Consider the following 14,995-nt stretch of genomic DNA (forward strand, 5'->3'; position numbering starts at 1 on the left):
GGGGGGCCCCCCCCCCCCCCCCCCCCCGGGGGGGGGGGGCGGGGCGCCCGCCCCGCGGCCCGGGGGGGGGCGGGGGGGGTGTGTGGTGTGGGGGGGGCGGGGGCCGGGGGGCGGGCCCCATCCCCTTGTTCCCTGTGATCTCATATGAGCGTGCCTGCGAAAAACCCTGGTCGCGGACGTCGCGGCGCCCCCGGACCGGGGCAGGCGGTCAGCCTGGCCCGGCAACTGCACCGCAGCGCGCTGGAGGCGGCCACGGCGGACCGGCACCCGTCCGCCATCCGGCAGATGCGCGAGGGCCTCGCGCTGCTGGAGACCCCGGGCATCGACCCGCAGGAACGGCTGGAGGTCCGCACCCGGCTGCGCAACACGCTGGCGTTCTGCCTCGCCGAGACCGGCAAGGTCGACGACGGCCTGACCCAGCTCGCGGGCGTCGACTCCGAGCTGGCCGGGCTGCGCGACGAGGCGTTGCGGGCGCACCTGTCCACGCTGGTGAACCTCAACCGGGCCGCCCTGCTGTGCCGGGTGGGCCGCATCGACGAGGGCATCGCCCAGCTCGACCGGGAGATCGAGCGCAGCGAGCGGCGGCTCGCCGCGCACGCCGACCCCGAGTCCGTCGACCTGCTCGCGCTCGCGCTGTCCAACCGCGGCAACGCGCACGGCGAGGTGCACCGGCACGACAAGGCCGTCCGCGACCTCAACCGCGCGGTCGAGCTGGCCGACGCGCACGACCTGCCGCTGCGCGCCGCGATCGCCAAGCACGCGCTGGGCAACGCGGTGCAGCGCGCGGGCGACATCCCGTCCGCGCTGCGGCACTACCACGAGGCCAACCGGGCGTTCCAGGAGCTGGAGCCGGGCCTGCTGCTGCGGCTGCGCATCGACCAGGCCGAGGCGATGATCAGCGTCGGCCTGGCCGACGAGGCGGGCCGGCTGCTGGACGAGGTGCTGCCGGACCTGCGTCGCCAGCGCATCGGGCAGGACGTGGCCGAGGCGGAGCTGTTCCGCGCCGCGGCGGCGTTGCAGGACGGCGACCTGGTGCTGGCCCGGCGGACCGCGGTCTCGGCGCAGCGCAAGCTCGTGCGGCGCGGCAGCCCGGCGTGGGCGGCGGTCGCGGGGCTGATCGCGCTGCGGGTGGACGTGGCCCGCGTGCGCGGGTCGCGGCGGACGGGCGGGGCGGTGGTGCGCCGGGCGCTGGAGCTGTCCGCCGAGCTGTCCGCGCTCAAGCTCGCCGACCAGTCCGTGTTCGCGCGGGTGCTGGCGGCCCGGCTGGAGATCCGGCGCGGCGACCCGGACCGCGGCGCGGAGCTGCTGCGCGGCGTGCCGAAGTCGCGCCGCCGGATCGCGCCGATCGACCACCGGATGCTGCTGCGGCTGTGCCGCGCGGAGCTGGCGCTGGCCCGCGGCAACGAGCGGGTGGCGTTGGCGCAGGCCAAGGCGGGCCTCGCGGAGCTGGGCCGGATGCGGGACCGGCTGGGCGGGCTGGAACTGGTGTCGGGCACCGCCGTGCACGGCCGTGAGCTGGGCGAACTCGCCGTGCGGCTGGTGCTGCGCGGCCGCGACTCGACGGCCAACGCCAAGCGCCTGTTCACCTGGCTGGAGCGCACCAGGGCCCAGCTCTACCGGTACGACCCGGCCGAGTCCACTGTGGACACGGAGCTGGGCGAGCGGATCGCCGACGTGCGCCGGCTCAGCCGCGCCCTGCTGCGCGCCCGCCTGGACGGGCTGCCGACCGCCGAGCTGGAGGAGCGGCTGCGGGCGAGCCAGCGTGCCGCCACCCGGATGGGCTGGAGCGCGAGCCCCTGGGGCACGCCGCGCCCCGTCGTCCGGCCGGAGGAGGTGCTGGCCCGGCTGGACGGGCGGGCGATGGTGAGCTTCGCGGTGTCCGGTGACGAGGTGGTGGCCGTGGTCCTGGCCGGCGACCGGGTGCGCATGGTGCGCCTCGGGTCGGCCGCCGCCGTCACCGAGGGCGCGCGCCGCCTGCACGCCGACCTGAACGCGATCGCCCCCGACCACCTGCCGGCGGGGCTCGCGCAGGTGATCTCCGCGTCGGCGCGCCGCGAGGCGGAGAAGCTGGACCGGCAGCTCCTGCGCCCGCTCGCGCCGATGATCGGCGACCGGGAGCTGGTCGTGGTGCCGACCGGCGCGCTGTACGTGGTGCCGTGGGGCGTGCTGCCGACGTGCGTGCAGCGGCCGACGACCGCCGTGCCGTCGGCGACCGCGTGGGTGTCGGCGACCCGCGAGGCGCGGGAGCCCGCCGAGGGCGTGCTGCTGGTGCGGGGACCGGGGTTGCAGGCCGCGCAGGCCGAGATCGACCGGCTCGCCGGCTACCACGCCGACGCGAAGCTGCTCAACGTCGCCGAGGCCAGGGTCGGCGCGGTGCTGGAGGCGTTGGACGGCGTCGAGCTGGCGCACATCGCCGCGCACGGCGAGCACGAGCCGGAGAACGCGCTGTTCTCCCGGCTGGAGCTGGTGGACGGCGCGCTGTTCGCGCACGAGGTCGGCCGGGTGCGCCGGCCGCCGCGGCAGGTCGTGCTGGCCGCGTGCGAGCTGGCGCTGAACCGGGTGCGGCCCGGCGACGAGCCGCTGGGGTTCGCCGGCGCGCTGCTGGCCGCCGGCGCGCGGACGGTGATCGCCGCGTCCAGCCGGGTCGGCGACGAGCCCGCGGCGGCGGCCATGGCCGACTTCCACCGCATCCTGGCGGCCGGCGCGTCACCGGCGGTGGCGCTGGCCGAGGCGGTCGCGGTCGACCCGATGCGTCGCCCGTTCGTGTGCCTGGGTTCGGGGTGACCCCGCCTACCAGCCGTTCGACCGGTTGACCGGGATCGCGCGGACCCACTACCCAGGGTGGAGGAGTTCCTTCGGCGATCAACCCCAGGGGGTCCGGTGCGCTGGTTCTCGCTCACGGTGCTGTTGCTGGCCACGATGACGACCCCGGCGACCGCCGCGCCGGCCGCCGGGCGGTCCCACGAACCGGGCAACGGCCCGGAGCGCAACCAGGTCGCCGCCGTCGACGCGCTGCCGCTCGCCGCCACCGCGCGCGGCGACAACCGGCCCGACGCGCACACCGGCTACCCGCGCCGCACGCGGCTGCGCGTCTACCCCGAGGACCGGTCCGACCGGTCGATCAAGCTCGGGCTCGCGCCGTACCACTCGCTCGCCCCTCGCCTGAACGAGCTGCAACGCCGCAGCGACCGGGTGTCGGTCGAGGTCGTCGGCCGCTCGTCCGCCGGCCGGGACCTCTACCTGGTCACGCTGACCGCGCCGGAGAGCCCCGCGCAGAGCCGGCGGCAGGACGCGTGGCGCGAGGAGATCGAGAACGACCCCGCGTCGGCCGCCCGCGACCTCTTCCTCCGCGGCGGCTACAAGGCCCCGGTGTGGATCAACGCCAACATCCACGGCGACGAGTGGGAGGGCACGGACGGCGCGCTGCGGGTGATCGAGGACCTCGCGCTGGCCGACGACGACGCCACGCGCGAGTTCCTGAGCCGCCACCGGGTGCACGTGAACCTGACCGCGAACCCGGACGGCCGGGTGGCCGGCACCCGGGCCAACGCGCGCGGCTTCGACCTCAACCGCGACTTCGTCACCTCCTCGCAGCCCGAGTCGCGGGCCATGCGGGACGTGGTCAAGCGCCTCCAGCCGCTGCTCGTGCTCGACGAGCACGGGTACGTGGCCAACACGCTGATCGAGCCGACCACCCCGCCGCACGGCCAGAACTACGACTTCGACCTCTACCTGCGGCACGGCTACGCGAACGCGCTGCGCATGGAGGCCGCCGTGCGGGCGCTGGGCCACCCCGAGACGGCCGCGCCGGAGATCCCGTTCCGGGACTACGAGCCGGGCGTGTGGGACGGCTGGGCCCCGATCTACACCGCCCAGTACTCGATGTACCACGGCGCGGTGGCCTACACGATCGAGATCCCCCTGCGGGTGAACCGGGGCGAGTACACGACGCAGCCGGTGACCGAGCTGCGGCGGCGTTCGGCGGTCAACACGGACGTGGTCGAGGCGACGATCCGCAGCGCCCTGGCGTACGTGGCGGAGAACCGCGCATCGCTGCTGGCGAACCAGATCGAGCTGTTCCGCCGGGGCCTGGCGGGCGAGCCGCTGCGCGAGCTGCCGGACGGCTTCGTGCCCGGCTTCGGCCCCGAGGACCGCTACACCACGCGGTTCCCGAGCGCGTACGTCATCCCGGCGGGGGACGGGCAGCGGTCCGCCCCCGCGGCGGCGCGCCTGGTCGACCACCTGGTCGCGCACGACGTCCGGGTGAAGCGGGCCGACCGGCCCTTCACGCTGGGCGACCGGTCCTACCCGGCCGGGTCGTACGTGGTGGACCTGCGCCAGCCCAAGCGGGCGTTGGCGAACGTGATGCTGGAGGCCGGCCGGGACCTCTCCGACGCGGTCGACGTCATGTACGACATCAGCGGCTGGAGCCACCGGCTGCTGTGGGGCGCCTCGGTCGACGTGGTGCCCGACGGCCCGGTGGACGTGCGCGGGCGCGACGTGGTCGCGGCCTCACCCACGGGCGGGGTGCGGGCTCCGGCGGGCGCCGACCTGGCGCTGGCGCTCCTCGACGGCAAGGACGCGGCGGCGGTGAACGACCTGCTCGGGCGCGGGCTGGAGCTGCGCCGGCAGGACGACGGCACGATCGTGGCGCCGGCGGCGGCGCGACCGGCGGTCGAGGAGGTGGCGGACCGGTACGGCGTGCGGTTCACCGCGGCCCGGCCCGGCGGCGCGCCGTTGCGGCGGCCCGTGGTGGCCGGCGCGGTGGCGGCCGACGAGCTGAAGGCGCTGCGCGAGATGGGCTTCGACGTGCGGCCCGTGTCGACGGAGGCGCTCGACCGCGGGTTCGACCTGTCCGGCGTCGACGTGCTGCTCGTGTCGTCCGGGCTGCGGTACGACCTGCTCGGCGCGCCGGCCAGGGCCGCCGTGGACGCGTTCCTCACCCGCGGCGGCGTGGTGACCCGCGGCGCGACCGGCGCGCGGTTCAACGCCGACGCGGGCGTGCTGCCGGTGCGGGCGGTCGCGGGCCGCGAGGACGCCAACGGGGTCGTCTCGGTCGTGGACGCGGCGGGCGTGGTCGACCACTCGTTCGTGTACGCGCCGCACTGGTTCACCGACCTCGGCCCGGGGGTGGCCGCCCGGCAGCGGTACCAGGACCTGGTCGCCGGGCACTGGGCCGCGCGGCCCGACGGGTCCGGCGGGCGGCAGGAGGCGGCCGGTCAGGCGGCGGTCGTGTCGGGCACGTCGCCGAAGGGCGCGCGAGCCGTGCTGTTCGGCACCGAACCGCTGTTCCGCGACCACCCGAAGGGCCTGTACCGGCAGGTCGCGGACGCCATCTACGGCACCGCGGCCGGCCCGTGACGGGTCAGTCCTTGCTGCCGACCTCGTTGCCCTGCCGCACGACGATCACCACGCGGTCGTCGCTGGACACCGGCGTGCCGCCCGGGGCCTTGTTGACCGTGCCGACCAGGGCGGTCGTGTCGTCCAGCATCACCATCGGGCCGAGCCGGCCGAAGCCCTCGGACCCGTCCAGGCTGACCTCCGGCTTGCCGGAGAAGCTGCCGTCCGGGTTCATCGACAGGTTGAGCATGCCGGGGCTGTTGGCGGTGGCCACCGACACCATGTTCGAGAACGACGCGCAGCCGCCGACCCCCGGCCGCTCGGGCCACGACCACGCCGGGTCGCCCAGCGGCTTGCCCGCCTCCAGGCGGTACAGCAGGTCCGCGGTCGCGCCCGCGTCGGTCACCCACGCCTTCGCGCCGTCGCCGGACACGCACAGCCCGCCCGGCGACCGGAGCCCGCTCGCCACCACCCGCGAGCCCGCGGTCGGGTTGCCGCGCGCCGGCTGGCCCGCGCCGTCGATCCGCAGCACCTTGCCGGCCAGCGAGTTCGGGTCGGCCGCCGCCGCGGGGTTGCCCGCGTCGCCGGTCGCCACCAGCAGCGCGCCGGTGCGGTCGTGCGCGAGCGCGCCCCGGTTGCCGCTCGGCCCCTTCGGGATGCCGGTGAGCACCGGTTTCGGCACGTCACCGGGCGCGAGCCGCATCACCCGGTTGTCGGTCGCCGTGGTCACATACACGTAGACGAGCTGGTCCTCGGCGTAGGTGGGGGACAGCGCGAGGCCGGTGAGCCCGCCGTCGCCCGCCGCGTCGACCTCGAACCGCGCCACCTCGGCCGGGTCCACGTCCTTGGTCACCCTGAGCAGCCGCCCGGTGGTGCGCTCGGTCGCCAGCGCGGTCACCGCGCCGGTGGTCTGGTTGACGTCGGTCAACGCCACCCCGGAGATCGGGGCCAGGCACGTGCCGACCACGGCGGGGTTGAAGTCCTTGCAGCCCTGGGGCGGTGGCACGGACGCGGGCGGCTGGCCGGGCTGCTGGCCCTGCGCGGGCCCCTTGGGCAGCTCGCCCGGCAGCTCGGGCACCGGCCCGGCCTGCGGCGTCAACTGCTGGGCCGCGCTCCACCCGGCCGGCGACGGCTGCTCGGGGAAGCTCGCGCAGCCCGCGGCCAGCAGGCCGAGGGCGGACCCGATCAGCACTCCACGCAGTCGTGACACGCGCTCCAGGTTAGGCGCGCGGCCGTGAACGCGGGGTGAGCGGCCCTTCCACGTCCTCGTGCACGGCGCGGCGCACCGCCTCGGCCCGGTCCAGCAGCAGTTCCAGCTCGTCCACCACCACCCGCGGGTCCTCCAGCGGCAGGAAGTGCGTGTTCGGCAGCACCCGCACCCGCGCCTGCGGCAACGCCGCCACCGCGCCGAGCACCCCGTCGGTGGCGGCCAGCGGGTCGTACCGGCCCGCCAGCACCGTTGTGGGGCAGGTCACGCCGGCCAGGTCGAGCCGGGGCGTGCGGCCCAGGGCCAGGGCCAGGGTGAAGTACCAGCGCCAGTCGTGCTGGAGGTACCGGCGCACCGACCGCACCAGCGGCCCGCCGACGTCCGGCACCGGCACGCGGTGCAGCACGGCGTCCAGCAGCGGCCCCGCCGCCTTCAACGCCGTCGCCCCGCCCACCCCGATCAGCCGCCGCACCGCCGGCGGCACGCCCGGCACGCCCAGCACGCCCGCGAACGTGTCGCCGGGCGCGCCCGCGACCAGCATCAGCCCGCTGACCCGGTCGGGGTGCCGCAGCGCCAGCGCCGCCGCCACCGTCACGCCCATCGACCAGCCCATCACCACGCACCGCTCGATGCCGCCGTCGTCCAGCACGGCCAGCGCGTCCGCGACGTGGTCGGCCAGCTCGATGCGGCCGGGGTCGGCGGGGCGGTCGGAGTCCAGCGTGCCGCGGTGGTACCAGCTGTGCACCCGCGCGCACGGCAGCTCCGGCCACACCGAGGGCACCGCGCCGAGCCCGGGGCTGAGCAGCACGTCCGGCCCTTCCGCGTCGGTGCGCCACAACCTGATCCGCGTGCCGTCCGCGGAGAAGACGTCGTGCTCCCGCATGGCGGCCAGTGTGCCGTAACGTGCGGTCCCGTGAGCCTTACCGTGCTGGTCCCCGACGACCTGGGTGTCCGCGTGCTGTCCGACGTGGAGGGTGTGCGACCGGTCCGCTACGAGCCGGGGCAGCCGCTGCCCGCCGAGGCCGCGCGGGCCGAGGTGCTGGTGCCCAAGTTCCTGCTGGGCGACGACCCGCGGGAGGTGTTCGCCCGGCTGCCGTCGCTGAAGCTGGTGCAGCTGCTGTCGGCGGGTGCTGAGCGGTTCATCGGGATCGTGCCCGAAGGGGTGATGCTGTCGACGTGCCGCGGCGCGCACGGCGGCAGCACGGCCGAGTGGGCGATCGGCGCGCTGCTCGCGATCTACCGCGACTTCCCGGTGTTCGAGCGGGCCAGGCAGGAGCGGCGCTGGGACTACCACGTCACCGACACGCTGCAGGGCAAGAAGGTGCTCGTGGTGGGCGCGGGCGACCTGGGCGAGCAGTTCCGCCGCCGGCTGGAGCCGTTCGACGCGACCGCGACCCTGGTCGGCCGCACCGCGCGCCCCGGTGTGCACGGCGTGGCGGAGCTGCCCGAGCTGCTGGGCGACTTCGACGCGGTGCTGGTCGTCGTGCCGCTGACCGAGGAGACCACCGGGATGGTGGACGCCGAGTTCCTCTCGCGCATGAAGGACGGCGCGATCCTGGTCAACGCGGCCCGGGGCGCGGTGGTGGACACCGACGCGCTGCTGGCCGAGCTGACGTCGGGGCGGCTGCGCGCGGCGCTGGACGTGACCGACCCCGAGCCGCTGTCGCCGGACCATCCACTGTGGACGGCTCCGGGCCTGTTCCTCACGCCGCACGTGGCCGGCAGCTGCACGGGCCACGCCGAGCGGGCGTACGCCGTGGTGGCCGCCGAGGTCGCCCGGTTCGCCCGCGGTGAGCTGCCGGCGAACCTGGTCAAGGGCGAGTATTAGCCCGTTCGGGTGAACCGACGCCGCGAAACGGACGCTCGCGGACGTCGGCCGAACCTCCTAACGTGCGGGTGCGTGGCTACTCACGACGACCGCTCGAGGGCTTCGGGCGGCTACTCCGACGACGGGTACTACTCGACGAGTGGCGTGGGCGGAGGAGTGCACCACTTCGACGACGGCACGCGGGCGATCGACGGCGACGCGTTCGGCCAGGACACCAAGAGCTTCGACACCACCGGCTACACGCCGGTGGCGGACTTCGAACGGCCCTCCCACCACGACGACTTCGAGGACGAGCGCAGGCCGTTCGGCTGGACCGGGAGCGCCGACCTCGGCCTGCTGGTGCTGCGCCTCGCGCTGGGCGGCGCGTTCGTCGCGCACGGCCTGCAGAAGGTGTTCGGCCTGTTCGGCGGGCCCGGCATCGACGGCTTCACCCGGTACCTGGAGTCCGCCGGCTTCCGCGAGGCGCGGATCCTGGCCTGGGTCACCGGCGTGACCGAGCTGGGCGGCGGCGCGCTGCTGGTCCTCGGCCTGTTCACGCCCCTGGCGGCGGCCGGCGTGCTCGGCGTGATGGCCAACGTCATCGCGCTCAAGTACCGGGGCGGCTTCTTCGCGCCGGACGGCGTGGAGCTGGAGGTGGCGTACGCGGCCATGGCGTTCGCGGCGCTGTTCGCGGGCCCCGGCCGGGCCGCCCTCGACCGCAACCGCAGCTGGTTCCGCCACCCGCTCACGGCGGGCCTCATCTGCCTGGTGCTCGCGGCGGGCGCGACCGCGGCGACCCTGTACGTCTTCCGCTGACCCCGGTGCTCCGCCGCGACGGCCGCCGCAGGCGCGGTGAACCAGCGGGTCTCGGCCCGCGGCGATGCTCTCCGCCGGCGAGGACCGGCCGACGGACGCCGCCGGCCGGTCCTCCGCGATCCGCTACCTGGTGACGTCCCGCACCGCGCCCGTGGACGCGTCGGTCGCCATCCGGGCGTAGGCGCGCAGCGCCGCGGTCACCGGCCGCTGCCGCTCGACCGGCTGCCAGGGCCGCTCCGACGCCTCCATCTTCGCCCGCCGCTCGGCCAGCACCTCGTCGTCCACCAGCAGCTCCAGCCGCCGCTCGTGCACGTCGATGAGGATCCGGTCGCCGTCCTGGACCAGGCCGATCACGCCGCCGCCCGCCGCCTCCGGCGAGACGTGGCCGATCGACAGGCCCGACGTGCCGCCGGAGAACCGGCCGTCGGTGATCAGCGCGCACTTGCGGCCCAGGCCCGCGCCCTTGAGGAACGCGGTCGGGTGCAGCATCTCCTGCATGCCGGGACCGCCCGCGGGGCCCTCGTAGCGGACCACGAGGACGTCGCCCGGCTGGATCTCCTTCTTCAGGATCGCCGAGACGGCCTCCTCCTGGGACTCCACCACCCGGGCCGGGCCCTCGAAGTGCCACAGCTCCTCGTCGATGCCCGCCGCCTTGATGACCGCGCCGCGCTCGGCCAGGTTGCCGTGCAGCACGGCCAGGCCGCCGTCCTTGGTGTAGGCGTGCTCGACGTCCCGGATGCAGCCGCCCACCGCGTCCGTGTCCAGCTTCGACCACCGGTTCGACGTGGAGAACGCCTCGGTGGTGCGCACACCGCCCGGCGCGGCGTGGAACAGCTCGATCGCCCGCTGCGACGGCGACTCGGCGCGGATGTCCCACTCGCCGAGCCACGAGGCGACGTCCGGGCTGTGCACGGTGTGCACGTCCTCGTTGAGCAGCCCGGCCCGCCACAGCTCGCCCAGCAGCGCCGGGATGCCGCCCGCCCGGTGGACGTCCTCCATGTGGTAGTCCGAGTTCGGCGACACCTTCGACAGGCACGGCACCCGCCTGCTCAGCGCGTCGATGTCGGCCAGCGTGAAGTCGACCTCGCCCTCCTGCGCGGCGGCGAGGATGTGCAGCACCGTGTTCGTGGAGCCGCCCATCGCCATGTCCAGCGCCATGGCGTTCTCGAACGCCTTGCGGTTCGCGATCGAGCGCGGCAGCACCGACTCGTCGTCCTGCTCGTAGTACCGCTTGCACAGGTCCACGATCGTCCGGCCGGCCTCGGCGAACAGCTCGCGGCGCGCGGAGTGCGTGGCCAGCGTGGAGCCGTTGCCCGGCAGCGCCAGGCCCAGCGCCTCGGTGAGGCAGTTCATCGAGTTCGCGGTGAACATGCCCGAGCACGACCCGCAGGTCGGGCACGCCGACCGCTCGACCTCGGCCAGCCCGGCGTCGTCCACGTCCGGCGAGGCCGACGCGGAGATGGCCGTGATCAGGTCGGTCGGCGCGACGGCGACGCCGTCCACCACGACCGCCTTGCCCGCCTCCATCGGTCCGCCGGAGACGAACACGACCGGGATGTTGAGCCGCATCGCCGCGTTGAGCATGCCGGGCGTGATCTTGTCGCAGTTGGAGATGCACACGATCGCGTCGGCCTGGTGCGCGTTGACCATGTACTCGACCGAGTCGGCGATGATCTCCCGCGACGGCAGCGAGTACAGCATCCCGCTGTGCCCCATCGCGATGCCGTCGTCCACCGCGATGGTGTGGAACTCGCGCGGCACGCCGCCCGCCTCGCGGATCGCCTCGGCCACGATGTCCCCGAGGTCGCGCAGGTGCACGTGCCCCGGCACGAACTGCGTGTACGAGTTGGCGATGGCCACGATGGGCTTGCCGAAGTCGCCGTCGGTCATGCCGGTCGCGCGCCAGAGCGCGCGGGCCCCCGCGGCGTTGCGGCCGTGGGTGGTGGTGCGGGAACGGAGCGGTGGCACGGCTCCTCCAGAAGTCTTTGCCAGGGAATTCGCGAACGACGCGCGCGGGGTGTGGGGGCGCGGGAGGTGGGAGCGGTGCCTCAGAGGTTACTCCGCCGCAGCGCGCCGGTGACCAGCACGGCGGCGAGCGCGAGCGTGATGACGTGCACGGCCGTGCACCAGGGGCAGATCTTCCCGATCAGCAGGAACTCGGCGGCGACCAGGTACACCACGAACAGCACGCCGAGGCCGATCGCCATCAGCCGGGTCCAGTGCAGGGTCTCGTTCCGCCAGGCGAACGGCAGGCAGATGACGGTCAGGAACGCGTAGAACGCCAGGCCGAGGACCGCCACCGGCACGCCGAACAGCTCGGACTGGGGGCTGGTGGTGACCGTGCCGCAGTCGAGCACCTCGCCCTCGGCGCACAGCAGCGCGCCCGCGGTGTAGTGCGCGACCGTGAGGTAGGCCGAGACGGCCAGGCCCGCGACGGCCAGCACCAGGCTGACGACCGGCACCCAGCCGGCGGTCCGCGTGTTCGAACTCACTCCCCGGACTCTACGGAGGTCGGCGTTGCGTCCCGGTCAGGCCCGGGACGGGTCGGTTCCCCCGGCCCCGCCCGTCCCGGCGTTCCCGGCATTCCGGGCGGCGTCGGTCCCGGCTTCCCCGGTCCCGGGCTTCGTCGCGTCGCGCTCCGCGGCGTCGGCCTCCGCGGTCCCGCGCTTCGCGGTGTCGTGCTCGGCGGTGTCGTGCTCGGCGGTGTCGTGCTCGGCGGTGTCCGGTTCGGCATTGCCCGCTTCGGGGTTGTCCGGCTCCGCGTTGTCCGGCTCCGCGTGGCCGGCGTCGTCGGTCTCGTGCCCGGCGTCGGCCCCGGCGTTCGGGTCGGCCACCCGGCCACCGCTCACCGCGGCCAGCGTGGGCAGGTGACCGGCCCGGACGGCGGGCAGCCGGACCAGCGAGTCGTCCGCCAGCACGACGCTCAGCCAGCCCCGCTCCGCCACCTTGATCGCCTTCACGTCCGACCAGGCCACCTCGCGCCGCCCGAACGTCGAGCGCGCCACGATCCGCTCGGGGTCCACCGCGGTCCGGTTGCGCAACACCCACACCGCGAAACCCACCGGCAGCAGGTAGACGGCCTGCAGGCCGGGCGCGGCGAACGCGAACGGCGTGGCGCAGATCGCGGCGAGGCCGGCGGCGAGCAGCGCGGGGGCGGGGAGGCGGAACACGACTTTCGGCAGCACCCCGCAGATGCTGCCACCTCCTCGTCCGAGCGGGTGACTCCGGGCCGCGTCCACCCACGTGGGGGCTTCCACGATCCGGGAGTGCCGTCCCGCACAGTTGACGCTCCCCGCCTTGACGGTTAACGTCAGCGCCATGCAGCGCAACCTCGTTCTCGTACTTCCCAGGCGCGTCGACGCCTAGGCATTCGAGCTTGCGTCGACGCGCGACCCTCGTGCGACCCGTTCGGGTTGGCGAGGGTTTTTTCGTGCCCGGACCGTGCATTCTCCTTACCCACGAGGCAGACAGATGACCAGCGCAACCTCGCGACCGGCTCCCGGAGAGTCGTCGTCGCCCCGCCCTGGACCGCGGCCGAAACCGGCCCCGCCGAGCGGCGCCCCCGTCCGCGTGACCGGTGCCCAGTCCCTCGTCCGCTCGCTCGAGGCAGTGGGCTGCGAGGTGGTGTTCGGCATCCCCGGCGGGACCATCCTGCCTGCCTACGACCCCCTCCTCGACTCCACCAAGGTCCGGCACGTCCTGGTCCGCCACGAGCAGGGCGCGGGCCACGCCGCGACCGGGTACGCCCAGGCCACCGGCAAGGTCGGTGTGTGCATGGCCACGTCGGGCCCGGGCGCGACGAACCTGGTCACGCCGCTCGCGGACGCCAACATGGACTCCGTGCCGGTGGTCGCCATCACCGGCCAGCAGACCCGCCCGCTGATCGGCACCGACGCGTTCCAGGAAGCCGACATCTGCGGCATCACGATGCCGATCACCAAGCACAACTTCCTCATCACCGACGCCGCGGACATCCCGCGCGCGATCGCCGAGGCGTTCCACCTGGCCTCGACGGGCCGACCCGGCCCGGTCCTGGTCGACATCCCCAAGGACGTGCTCCAGGAGATGACCTCGTTCTCCTGGCCGCCCGAGCTGCGCCTGCCCGGTTACCGGCCGACGACCCGGCCGCACGGCAAGCAGGTGCGCGAGGCCGCGAAGCTGATCGCCGCGGCCCGCCGCCCGGTCCTCTACGTCGGCGGCGGCGTGATCAAGGCCGAGGCGTCGGCCGAGCTGCTGGCGCTGGCCGAGTCCACCCGCATCCCGGTCGTCACCACGCTGATGGCCCGCGGCGCGTTCCCCGACTCCCACCCGCAGCACCTGGGCATGCCGGGCATGCACGGCACCGTCGCCGCGGTCGCCGCGATGCAGAAGTCGGACCTGCTGATCGCCCTGGGCGCGCGGTTCGACGACCGGGTCACCGGCCAGCTGTCCACGTTCGCGCCGGACGCGCAGGTCGTGCACGCCGACATCGACCCGGCGGAGATCTCCAAGAACCGCCGCGCGGACGTCCCGATCGTGGGCGACTGCAAGGAGATCATCAGCGAGCTGGTCGAGGCGGTCCGGGCGGAGAAGGAGAACGCCTCCCGCACGGTGGACCTGACCCCCTGGTGGGACCAGCTCGACGCGCTGCGCGAGACGTTCCCGCTGGGCTACGACTGGCCCGAGGACGGCACGCTGTCGCCCCAGTACGTCATCGAGCGGATCGGCGCGCTGACCCCGGCGGACACGCTGTTCACCGCGGGCGTCGGCCAGCACCAGATGTGGGCGGCCCAGTTCGTGAAGTACGAGCGGCCGCGCACCTGGATCAACTCCGGTGGCCTCGGCACGATGGGCTTCGCGGTGCCCGCCGCGATGGGGGCCAAGGCCGGCGTGCCGGACGTCCAGGTCTGGGCGATCGACGGCGACGGCTGCTTCCAGATGACCAACCAGGAGCTGGCCACCTGCGCCATCGAGGGCATCCCGATCAAGGTCGCGGTCATCAACAACGGCAACCTGGGCATGGTCCGCCAGTGGCAGACCCTGTTCTACGGCGAGCGCTACTCCAGCACCGACCTGGGCACCCACAAGCACCGCATCCCCGACTTCAAGCTGCTCGCCGAGGCCATGGGCTGCGCCGGCCTGCGGGCCGAGTCGCGCGAGGAGGTCGACGCGGTCATCCGGCAGGCCATGGAGATCAACGACCGACCCGTCGTGATCGACTTCGTGGTCGGCAAGGACGCCCAGGTGTGGCCCATGGTGGCGGCCGGCACGGGCAACAGCGAGATCATGGCCGCGCGGGGCATCCGCCCGCTGTTCGACGAGGACGAGTGACGATGACGAGGCACACCCTGAGCGTTCTGGTCGAGGACAAGCCCGGTGTCCTCGCGCGAGTGGCGGGCCTGTTCTCGCGGCGCGGGTTCAACATCGAGTCGCTGGCCGTCGGCCGCACCGAGCACCCGGACATCTCCCGGATGACCATCGTGGTGTCGGTCGAGGAGCTGCCGCTGGAGCAGGTGACCAAGCAGCTCAACAAGCTCATCAACGTCATCAAGATCGTGGAGCTGGAGCCCGCCGCGTCGGTCCAGCGGCAGCTCCTGCTCGTCAAGGTGCGCGCCGACGCCACGGTGCGCAGCCAGGTGCTTGAGACGGTGCAGCTCTTCCGCGCGAAGGTCGTCGACGTCTCCCCGGAGGCGGTCACCGTCGAGGCCACCGGCACGTCTGAGAAGCTCGACGCGCTGCTGCGGATGCTGGAGCCCTACGGGCTCCGCGAGATCGTCCAGTCCGGCATGGTCGCCATCGGCCGTGGCGCCCGCTCCATCACCGCGACCGCGGTGCGCTGATTTTCC

General features: G+C 74.4%; 11 protein-coding genes. 6 read left to right on the plus strand and 5 right to left on the minus strand.

The genetic code is table 11. From position 1 onward, the window contains the following. Positions 1–150 precede the first annotated feature (150 nt). Together ACFXGA_RS23955 and ACFXGA_RS23960 are read left to right on the plus strand one after the other, a co-directional pair. Positions 151–2,784: a CHAT domain-containing protein gene (locus ACFXGA_RS23955; RefSeq protein WP_378091239.1), complete on the plus strand. Its 2,634-nt coding sequence runs from the start codon at positions 151–153 to the stop codon at positions 2,782–2,784. Positions 2,785–2,880: 96 nt separating this feature from the next. Then, complete coding sequence (locus ACFXGA_RS23960; protein WP_378091241.1) at positions 2,881–5,361, plus strand: M14 family zinc carboxypeptidase; 2,481 nt, start codon at positions 2,881–2,883, stop codon at positions 5,359–5,361. Between the two features lie 4 nt (positions 5,362–5,365). Here ACFXGA_RS23960 and ACFXGA_RS23965 read toward each other — a convergent pair whose 3' ends face one another. Beyond that, on the minus strand, positions 5,366–6,550 hold the full coding sequence (locus tag ACFXGA_RS23965; protein ID WP_378091243.1) for a PQQ-dependent sugar dehydrogenase: 1,185 nt from the start codon (positions 6,548–6,550) through the stop codon (positions 5,366–5,368). A gap of 10 nt (positions 6,551–6,560) precedes the next feature. After that, on the minus strand, positions 6,561–7,430 hold the full coding sequence (locus ACFXGA_RS23970; protein ID WP_378091245.1) for an alpha/beta fold hydrolase: 870 nt from the start codon (positions 7,428–7,430) through the stop codon (positions 6,561–6,563). A 30-nt stretch (positions 7,431–7,460) separates the two neighbouring features. On the opposite strand from ACFXGA_RS23970, the gene ACFXGA_RS23975 reads away from it, so the two are divergent. Then, positions 7,461–8,375, plus strand: a complete 915-nt coding sequence (locus ACFXGA_RS23975) for a 2-hydroxyacid dehydrogenase (protein ID WP_378091247.1) — start codon at positions 7,461–7,463, stop codon at positions 8,373–8,375. Positions 8,376–8,447: 72 nt separating this feature from the next. Then, positions 8,448–9,170: a DoxX family protein gene (locus tag ACFXGA_RS23980; RefSeq protein ID WP_378091249.1), complete on the plus strand. Its 723-nt coding sequence runs from the start codon at positions 8,448–8,450 to the stop codon at positions 9,168–9,170. 123 nt (positions 9,171–9,293) lie between these two features. On the opposite strand, the gene ilvD is transcribed toward ACFXGA_RS23980, so the two are convergent. From ilvD to ACFXGA_RS23995, 3 genes are all read right to left on the minus strand, one after another. Further along, a complete protein-coding gene (ilvD, locus tag ACFXGA_RS23985) occupies positions 9,294–11,138 on the minus strand; it encodes a dihydroxy-acid dehydratase (RefSeq protein ID WP_378091251.1) in 1,845 nt (614 codons plus the stop codon). Between the two features lie 80 nt (positions 11,139–11,218). Next, on the minus strand, positions 11,219–11,662 hold the full coding sequence (locus tag ACFXGA_RS23990) for a vitamin K epoxide reductase family protein (protein ID WP_378091253.1): 444 nt from the start codon (positions 11,660–11,662) through the stop codon (positions 11,219–11,221). Between the two features lie 36 nt (positions 11,663–11,698). Beyond that, positions 11,699–12,355: a PH domain-containing protein gene (locus ACFXGA_RS23995; protein WP_378091255.1), complete on the minus strand. Its 657-nt coding sequence runs from the start codon at positions 12,353–12,355 to the stop codon at positions 11,699–11,701. A gap of 286 nt (positions 12,356–12,641) precedes the next feature. Between ACFXGA_RS23995 and ACFXGA_RS24000 the strand changes: the two genes are divergently transcribed. Next, positions 12,642–14,480 carry an acetolactate synthase large subunit gene (locus ACFXGA_RS24000; RefSeq protein ID WP_378091257.1) on the plus strand — a complete coding sequence of 613 codons (1,839 nt, stop codon included), beginning with the start codon at positions 12,642–12,644 and terminating at the stop codon, positions 14,478–14,480. Positions 14,481–14,482: 2 nt separating this feature from the next. Beyond that, positions 14,483–14,989: an acetolactate synthase small subunit gene (gene ilvN, locus ACFXGA_RS24005; protein WP_077009444.1), complete on the plus strand. Its 507-nt coding sequence runs from the start codon at positions 14,483–14,485 to the stop codon at positions 14,987–14,989. Positions 14,990–14,995: the final 6 nt, after the last annotated feature.

Origin of the sequence: Actinosynnema sp. NPDC059335 (assembly GCF_042752395.1) — a bacterium.
Taxonomy (GTDB): domain Bacteria; phylum Actinomycetota; class Actinomycetes; order Mycobacteriales; family Pseudonocardiaceae; genus Actinosynnema.